Source organism: Ethanoligenens sp., assembly GCF_047718355.1.
In the GTDB taxonomy this organism is placed as follows: Bacteria; Bacillota; Clostridia; order Oscillospirales; family Ethanoligenentaceae; genus Ethanoligenens.
Genome location: NZ_JBDNLG010000113.1, coordinates 1 through 7,558 on the forward strand (window position 1 = coordinate 1; position 7,558 = coordinate 7,558).

Sequence of the window (7,558 nt, forward strand, 5' to 3'; positions counted from 1 at the left end):
GTATATGTTTAATCAGTATATGGGGTTTATATGAAAAGGCGGTCAAATCATGAAAAAGAATTTACCTGGTGTGTGCTTGTTGTTTGCAGTTTTTTTGTTGATCGGCAGTGATACGTTTATCATCTCACCGCTTATCCCCGCCATTTCCCGGGAAATGCGTGTTTCGGCGGGTAATGGTGGATTGCTGGTCTCCGCCTATTCTGTGTTTTATGTGGTGTTTACATTTTTGCTGGGCCCGCTTTCCGACCGTATCGGCCGCAAAAGGATGATGATTGCGGGTTTATTGCTGTTTGCGGCAGCATCATTCTTGACGGGGATTGTTGGAAGCTTTGTGCCGATTTTGCTGGCGAGAGGGGCGACTGGCATAGGCGCGGCCTTCATCGCGCCCAATGTTTGGGCGTATATAGGAGACCGTTTTACGGGGCGCGGCAGGGGGAAAGCGACGGCAGCGGTAGCATCGGCGCTTTCCTTTGGGTTGGTGATTGGTGTGCCGCTCGGCACATGGCTGGGGCAAAGAGCTGGGTGGCAGTTCTGTTTTACGCTGTTGGGCATATATGCGCTTGCTCTGACCGCACTGCTGCTGTTGTTTTTGCCGGAAAATGTGAAGCGGACGGGTCAGGACAAGGCGCGTCATACGTTTAGGAAAGTTTTTAGCGACCCACGGGCGGTGTGGAGCTTTTTGGTCAGTTTTTCGGTGAATTTTGCGACATTTGGATGTTATACTTTTTTAGGATATTGGCTGATACATGTATTACGTCAGCCTGCGGCTGTGTCGGGTACAGTCTTTTTACTGGCGGGCATTGGCAATCTGGGAGGCGTTTTCTTGAGCGGGGCACTCAGTGGAAAAAATGGACCGGGCAAACTGGTGGGCGTTTTTTTGCTGGCGCTTACGGTGGCATTCTGTATTCTGCCGTTTGTGGGCGGTATTCTGGTGTTGGCAACAGTGGGTATTGTTGCAATGATGGCGGCGGGCGGTGCTGCATTTTCCTCCATGCAGACATTTGTCACGCAGTTGAGTGACCACGCGCGCGGCACGGTCGTAGCAGTCAACAATGGATTTATGTGGAGCGGCACGGCAATGGGAGCGGCTGTGTTGGGGATATTTATCAATCGCTGGGGATTTGCGGCGGCGATGCTGCTTTGTGCGGGTTGCTGCGGAGCGGCGTGTGTAATTTTTCGATTTGTTATAAAACCATGAGTTTGCACCACGTCTTGCCATTGGGCAATTCCCAGGGCATTTGTTGTTGGAGCCGCCTTTTCGTGGTATAATAAGCGTACATATAAAAGGGCCGGTATAAGAAAAACGTGGAAAATATGAGGCAGGATGGAATGGAAATGCAACAGGATATGCAGCTGGCGGTGCTGATCGACGCAGAAAATGTGCCTTATAGCAATGTGACCGGCATGCTGGAGGAGATCACGCGGTATGGCACCCCAACTGTCAAGCGTATTTACGGTGACTGGACGACGCAAAACATGTCCGGATGGAAAAATGTGCTGGTACCTAATGCAATTATGCCGGTGCAGCAGTATTGCTACACGTCGGGCAAAAATTCCAGCGATTCTGCCATGATCATCGACGCAATGGATATCCTGTACGCAGGCAAAATCGACGGCTTCTGTTTGGTCTCGAGCGACAGCGACTTTACTCGTCTGGCCACCCGTCTGCGCGAATCGGGCAAAAAGGTTTATGGGTTTGGCGAGAAAAAGACACCCGATGCATTCATCGCGGCCTGTGATAAATTTATTTATCTGGAGATTATTGCCTCCGCTGAACAGGACACGGATTCCTCGGGAACCACTGGAGACAATACGCCCAAGCGTCGGGAGATTTCCAAAGTCGACCGGCAGGTCATCCAACTTATTTCTAACTCCGTGTCCGATCTGGCCAATGAAGACGGCTGGGCGTTTTTGGGAGAGGTCGGTAGTCTGATTCTTAAAAAGAAGCCGGATTTTGATTCCCGTAACTACGGGTTTTCAAAGCTTTCACTTCTGGTGGAGTCGACCAAAAAATATGAGCTCGATATCCGTGAACGCGGACATAAAGGGCATAATGTGTATATTCGCAACAAGGAAAAAAATAAGGGCAATCAATAACAACTATGCTTGTATCATGGAGATGCTATGCAAAGGTGCATTCCTGCGGAATGACCGATTGATTTAACCTGCGCATCTGACCTGCTGACTTTGTCGAGACGGTGCGGATTTTTGCGGGTATAAATTACCGTCAAACAGCCAAAATATAAATGGTGTCCGTGTAATCCCATTGTATAGGGATATCAATAGGAGGGATTTCGATGGCAAAAGCAGGAATGCGCCGCCCTGATCCAGAAGAACCACATGGCACAGAAAGCCGTGGTAAAAAACAAAAATTCCCGAAAAATGAACAACCGCCGGTTCCCGAATTGCAGGGCGCCGTGAAAAGCGGGAAAAAGCACGCCAAAACGTAACACAATAAAATCCCATATAATCAAAATGTCAGGTTCTTTGTATTAAAATATGGAGTATTAGGGTGTGTTAACGAGGCCAAGTTCATAGTTTAGTAGCATAAACCCTTGTCATAAAGTAATAATCCGAACCCGTTTCCGATAGGAGAAGGGCTCGGATTATTTGTGTTTGGTGCGCTTGACAGGAGTCGAACCTGCGACCTTTAGAGTCGGAGAACCATGATGGTATGGTTCAAAGGGCGATTTAACCCCATTCTTTGTTGGGGTTTGGGTTTTCCCGACGCGCTGGCGCCCATACAGGACAATAAGCTGCCTTCCGGGCGCGGCGTACTTTTCTTCAACAAACTTCAGCTCTGCTTTTCTGCCGATAAACATTGCACGGCCGTTCATATCGTGCACGATTTGCAACGACACTATTTGTTCTTTTGTGTAAGAGAAACAATACCACCGTGATCAACCATGACTCGCCCTTCTTTTAAACCCAGCCGGATATTGGCATCCATTGCCTGTTCGAATGCGCTGCCGCCGCAGGCGGTAGGTCTTCGGTGTTTCTTCTACGAGACTGTCAATGGATGTTTCCTGCGTTGTGAAGGGAAGTACCCCGTTAGTGTGGATAAGTAGGCCACGATGGACACTTGACTGTCACTTTTGCTATCGGCTAACAGTATCCTTGCAAAGTTTTTAACCGCAAAATATTGTATGTTTTAATGCTTTGTTTGAGAATGGATCGAATATGATGTATAAAATTTAATTGACCTGTGGTTGACCTTTTTTTAAATAGATAATAATAATGGCGGACCCAGCAAAACAAAGGAGTGGGAAAATAAATCCAATGCCCGGAGAAACTACCGATCCGGTATACCCGGCCTCACTTTTTAGATAACCGGACAATGCAGCTTGCCGCTGGGGTAATACGGCGCAATGCCGCCGACCCACTCATCCCACGGGATAATCCCGTCCATGATTTCGAGGAACTCTTCCCGACGTGTTTTCTTCTTCCGGCAACCGTATTCAATATCCGTAAAGGTCTGCTGTTTTTTCATTTCTTCGCACCGCCTGTATCTTGATGATTCAATTTTACCAGATCTCGCCTTTTGTGGATAGCATCGATTAAATCAGAGGTTCCCTAGAGAGGGTTTTGAAGCAGAAATTTTAACTTTGTCACGATGCAAATTCAATCAATGCCCTGATCAAAGATTATTCCAAGCTTTTGTTGGTTTCCATTCTGTCGATTGATGCGAATCAGATCATATTGAGTACCCTCAGGATTTCCATTGTTGTTTTGCGTACAAAAAATCCAATTTGAAGTAACAGCCATAATAGCTACAAAGGATGCACCAGAAAAGGGTTGGGTAACAGAAGCATTCTTTATATCAAGAGCGTATATTGACCCGTTGCGTATGAAATACAAAATATTTCCCCAGTAGAATATATATCTTCCAGTTACATGGAAATCCGTGAGCGCCTTTTGAGAACCGGAGGGTAGATCTTGGACAAAAATATAGGAATTGGTGCTATCAATGGTGTCGGTAAAATATAACTTGTTATCTGAAATCGCAATTGCATTATGTTCGTCCAAAAGGTTTGTAGACAGAGATTGCGAAATAAGTCCCGACTTTGCATCCAAGGCAAATATTTTCAGTGTTTTCTGTTCATCGTTTCCGAAAAAATATACCGGCGCCTTTCCATCAGACGCTTTGCAAGTAGGGTATCTGACTCCGCTCGCAATGAAAGTTTCCGTGTTTTCGGGTGAGGATAGCGGTATGGAATAAAGTGAATTTTTATTCGTAAAATATAGGTTGCCATCTGCCTCTCCGATTAGGTCTATGGAATCGTCTGCGTGATGTGCTGCTCGTTGTGATTTATCATCGCTTCCGTCCAGTTTGCAGGAGCGCAGATCGTATTCTGTCTGTGCAATAGGCATTAGATAATAGATTCGATCTTCACCGACGAAGTAGTTTGTTCGACACTGTATATTTTCTATAGGAGAATCCTGCGTGCCGTCTAAATTCGCACGGCGTAGATCTCCGCCTATATATGGCTTCCCTGGCGTTCCCTGGTTTGGTGCCGAAAGCGTTGAATAGATAATCGTCTGACCATCAATAATAAATGATTCCACTCTTTGACTGTTGATAATGGTGGAGGTTTTCCCACTTTGATTATCTATACGCTTTAACGTACCGACTTCGCCTTCATCTGAAATAAAATAGGTGCTGGTTCCGTCGTCATAGACTGTATCTGGCACACGATTATCCGTAGGGGTCACATTATTAATAATATCTAAAGCGGAGGTTGGAGCAGCTGTGAGCCCTGTAATACCCTTATCCAGATCTGTGGAACTGTACAGGCCTTTATAGTCTGGTATTGCAGAGGCTGTTGCGTTGACCAGCTTAAATAAAAACACGGAGAGATCCTGATTGTGCTGTTTGAGGGGAGCAATTAAGGACGTATTGCCTCCGTTTTCCGCCACCTTAATCAGTTGCGTATTGGCTTCCATTGTTGCTTTTGTCCAAAGAATATACATCAGCCGATAGGTGTCAATCAACTTTTCGTCCTTGTAATGGCTTTGTGTGATTTGCTTGGACACTCCGTTGATACAATCACCGGTTTCCAATAAAAACTGTACCAAAAGAATCGCGCGCAAATTGGCATCCGAGGACTTGAACGCAGCTTGGTTCCATGGCAACGCTGCGGTAATGGCAGAGCCAATCTTGAGCGCGCCAAGGTATTTAGAGACACCAGCCATATCCGCCAGATCGTCTATTCCGTCTTCAGTTGCTTTTTTAAGAAAAAGCCGCCCCTCTTGACGAATTACATCCGCAACCGCATCAGTCTTTGAGCGAAGTACCTTGTTCAACTGATCGGCACCTTGATAGCATAGGCTCTCTTGATAATCTGAAACATAAGTGGGATATGCCTTCAGCAAGGAAGAAAGCGCAGAAATAGAATCGGCGCTGTATTTTGCTCGGTCATTTATCGTAGTATAAATATCTGTCATTGCCGAAAGAAATGCTTCGGCATCTGAGGCATTGCTGAATGTATCGGAAATCTTCATGTAATCGGCGTTTCTGGCAATTGATTTGGCAATGCTGGTATCTAAATTGCCACTCGCAACCGAATCCTTGGTCGCAGCAGAAAGCAACTGCCCGGAACCTCCTAAAAAGTTACCTGCCAGATCCAATGAAGCAAATGTGTCTTTTGTCGAAAAACCAGTTTTGAAGGAACTGAGTTCCGCACTGCCAGCGTCCGGCAAAGTCACCACTTGTTTCAGCCTGCCAATATAAGAGGCCTCTTCTGCAATTCCATCCGGATAGTCGGAGGGTTCCACCTGCATAACATCGTTGAGCGATTCGGCAAAAATTTTGTGATATGGGGACTCGGTATCCATAGTTTTCAAAAATTCCATAATGGAATCGCAGAGCATGAACGCGGGAGGGTTGTTGCCCCAAAGTTTATCCGGTGTAAGCGCATAGTTAAGGATTGGAAAATCCAGTGCGTCCCACAGCGAATATCCGGGCATGGCGATCATCAGGCGGCCGCTTTTGAACGCGCAACTGGCACCTAGATATGCAAGCATGGCATAGGCGGGAAAAAGGCTTTCTCCTTCATATTGAATCATGCCGGTGGGGATTGCGTTCTCCACATTATCTTCCGTCAACGTCCCGGAGACAGTGTCAAGCCGGATTGACCTTGAACCGCGCTTGACCGTGACGGCAGAACCGTTCACCGTTTTCGAAGAGCCCGTATATTTAAGAATCGCATCCAACGGCAAATAATAGCGCTCGCCCATTTGATAGATCACACCATTCTGAAGACCAGCCAAGGTGCTCTCAAATGTGATGCTGAAGGCTTTTACGGAAGAATCCGATGCGGCAATCGGGATGCCAGTCGCTGTAATACCGAGCGAGACGGAAAGCGCAATTAACACCGCGCGAAGCAATATTTTTTTCACTCTCATTGGCCTGGGCTCACCTCCGCCTCTTTGAATAATGTCGGCAGCACATTTTCAAACCCTCCACTCATTGCACGTGCCAGGGAAGCGCTTTGTTCGACTTTCCATGTCCCCCAGGCGTTAACCAGCGAAACGTTTACACGCGTTGTTATATAATTATTATTTCCATCCAAATCTTTCTGTACGTTTTGCATTACCCGTGCCAACTGGGCAGATTTGTCCATACCGGTATTGTTTTCTGCTACGGCCTTGGTCTCCTTTTCCAAAAGAACACCGATGTCCGGTGTGCGGATAACAATATCGGCATTTCCTGATGTCAGCGTGGTATGCGTTTCTTTTTGAACCAAGTATGTGACTTTGTCCGCATATTTTCCCCCCAATGCATTCTTTTGGCTTACGCCAGTCGTCCCGGAGATAAAGGACGATATTTCGTGTAGAGAACCTCTTCGAGGAAATTGATGTAACGTTATATAAAGAACTCCAATAAGAACGCAAACTAAAACACTACCAAAACAGCATATCAGAATGATCCTGATTTTGTGTCGATTTGCGTGAACATCGTACATTGTAATCTCCTTTTGTTGTCTCTTTTCGTCAGTCGTCATTGTAAAGCGGCTTTACAGCCGTGAGGCCAGTAAACGCCCAGATAAAAACGGGATGCCATTCACAACGCAGAACGATGACATTTCAATGGGTAAAGTCATTTCTATTCACCAGACGATGTTTGCTGCGAGCTGGAAGTTGCAATATTTAGTTTCCATAGAGTCTGTGTTTTGTTTGCGCTTATATCTTTTCTCAAAGAAAGAATAGCCCCGTTTTCCTTGTTCAAGTCCCAGTAATACAAATAACTTCCATAAATATAATTTAGCATGGCGTTGCTGGTTTTAGCAAAAAGAATCGGTTTGCCTCCACTTACAGTGATTCGGTAAACACCTGTCTGCGTATTGTAGTACAGGTATTTTCCCTGCAGATTCATATACAGGATCTGTTCGTCAACACCGCCCAGTTGTGCGTCCAGAGTTGTATCATCCACCAATGTCTGCTGGCCGGAACCGTCTGTCTTTATTTTCTTTATATTCACGCCTTTATATGAACCATAGGATCTGGAGGGATATCATAGAAGTGCAGAGGTCAAACACCCCAAATGTGATAGAATTAA

7 protein-coding genes are annotated in these 7,558 nt (G+C 46.1%); 3 read left to right on the forward strand and 4 right to left on the reverse strand.

All coding sequences use genetic code 11. From position 1 onward, the window contains the following. Positions 1 to 49: 49 nt before the first annotated feature. The 3 genes from ABF463_RS13085 (at position 50) to ABF463_RS13095 (ending at position 2,450) form a co-directional block, all read left to right on the forward strand. A complete protein-coding gene (locus ABF463_RS13085; protein WP_415534244.1) occupies positions 50 to 1,198 on the forward strand; it encodes an MFS transporter in 1,149 nt (382 codons plus the stop codon). Positions 1,199 to 1,329: 131 nt separating this feature from the next. Then, positions 1,330 to 2,097, forward strand: coding sequence for an NYN domain-containing protein (locus ABF463_RS13090; RefSeq protein WP_415534246.1), 768 nt, complete (start codon positions 1,330 to 1,332; stop codon positions 2,095 to 2,097). Between the two features lie 200 nt (positions 2,098 to 2,297). Next, positions 2,298 to 2,450, forward strand: a complete 153-nt coding sequence (locus tag ABF463_RS13095; RefSeq protein WP_415534248.1) for a hypothetical protein — start codon at positions 2,298 to 2,300, stop codon at positions 2,448 to 2,450. 872 nt (positions 2,451 to 3,322) lie between these two features. Here the strand turns inward: ABF463_RS13095 and ABF463_RS13100 are convergent. The 4 genes from ABF463_RS13100 to ABF463_RS13115 form a co-directional block, all read right to left on the reverse strand. Continuing rightward, on the reverse strand, positions 3,323 to 3,490 hold the full coding sequence (locus ABF463_RS13100) for a hypothetical protein (RefSeq protein WP_415534250.1): 168 nt from the start codon (positions 3,488 to 3,490) through the stop codon (positions 3,323 to 3,325). A gap of 131 nt (positions 3,491 to 3,621) precedes the next feature. Further along, positions 3,622 to 6,399, reverse strand: coding sequence for a hypothetical protein (locus tag ABF463_RS13105; RefSeq protein WP_415534252.1), 2,778 nt, complete (start codon positions 6,397 to 6,399; stop codon positions 3,622 to 3,624). A gap of 2 nt (positions 6,400 to 6,401) precedes the next feature. After that, positions 6,402 to 6,965: a hypothetical protein gene (locus ABF463_RS13110; RefSeq protein WP_415534254.1), complete on the reverse strand. Its 564-nt coding sequence runs from the start codon at positions 6,963 to 6,965 to the stop codon at positions 6,402 to 6,404. A 140-nt stretch (positions 6,966 to 7,105) separates the two neighbouring features. Beyond that, positions 7,106 to 7,432 carry a hypothetical protein gene (locus ABF463_RS13115; protein WP_415534256.1) on the reverse strand — a complete coding sequence of 109 codons (327 nt, stop codon included), beginning with the start codon at positions 7,430 to 7,432 and terminating at the stop codon, positions 7,106 to 7,108. Positions 7,433 to 7,558: the final 126 nt, after the last annotated feature.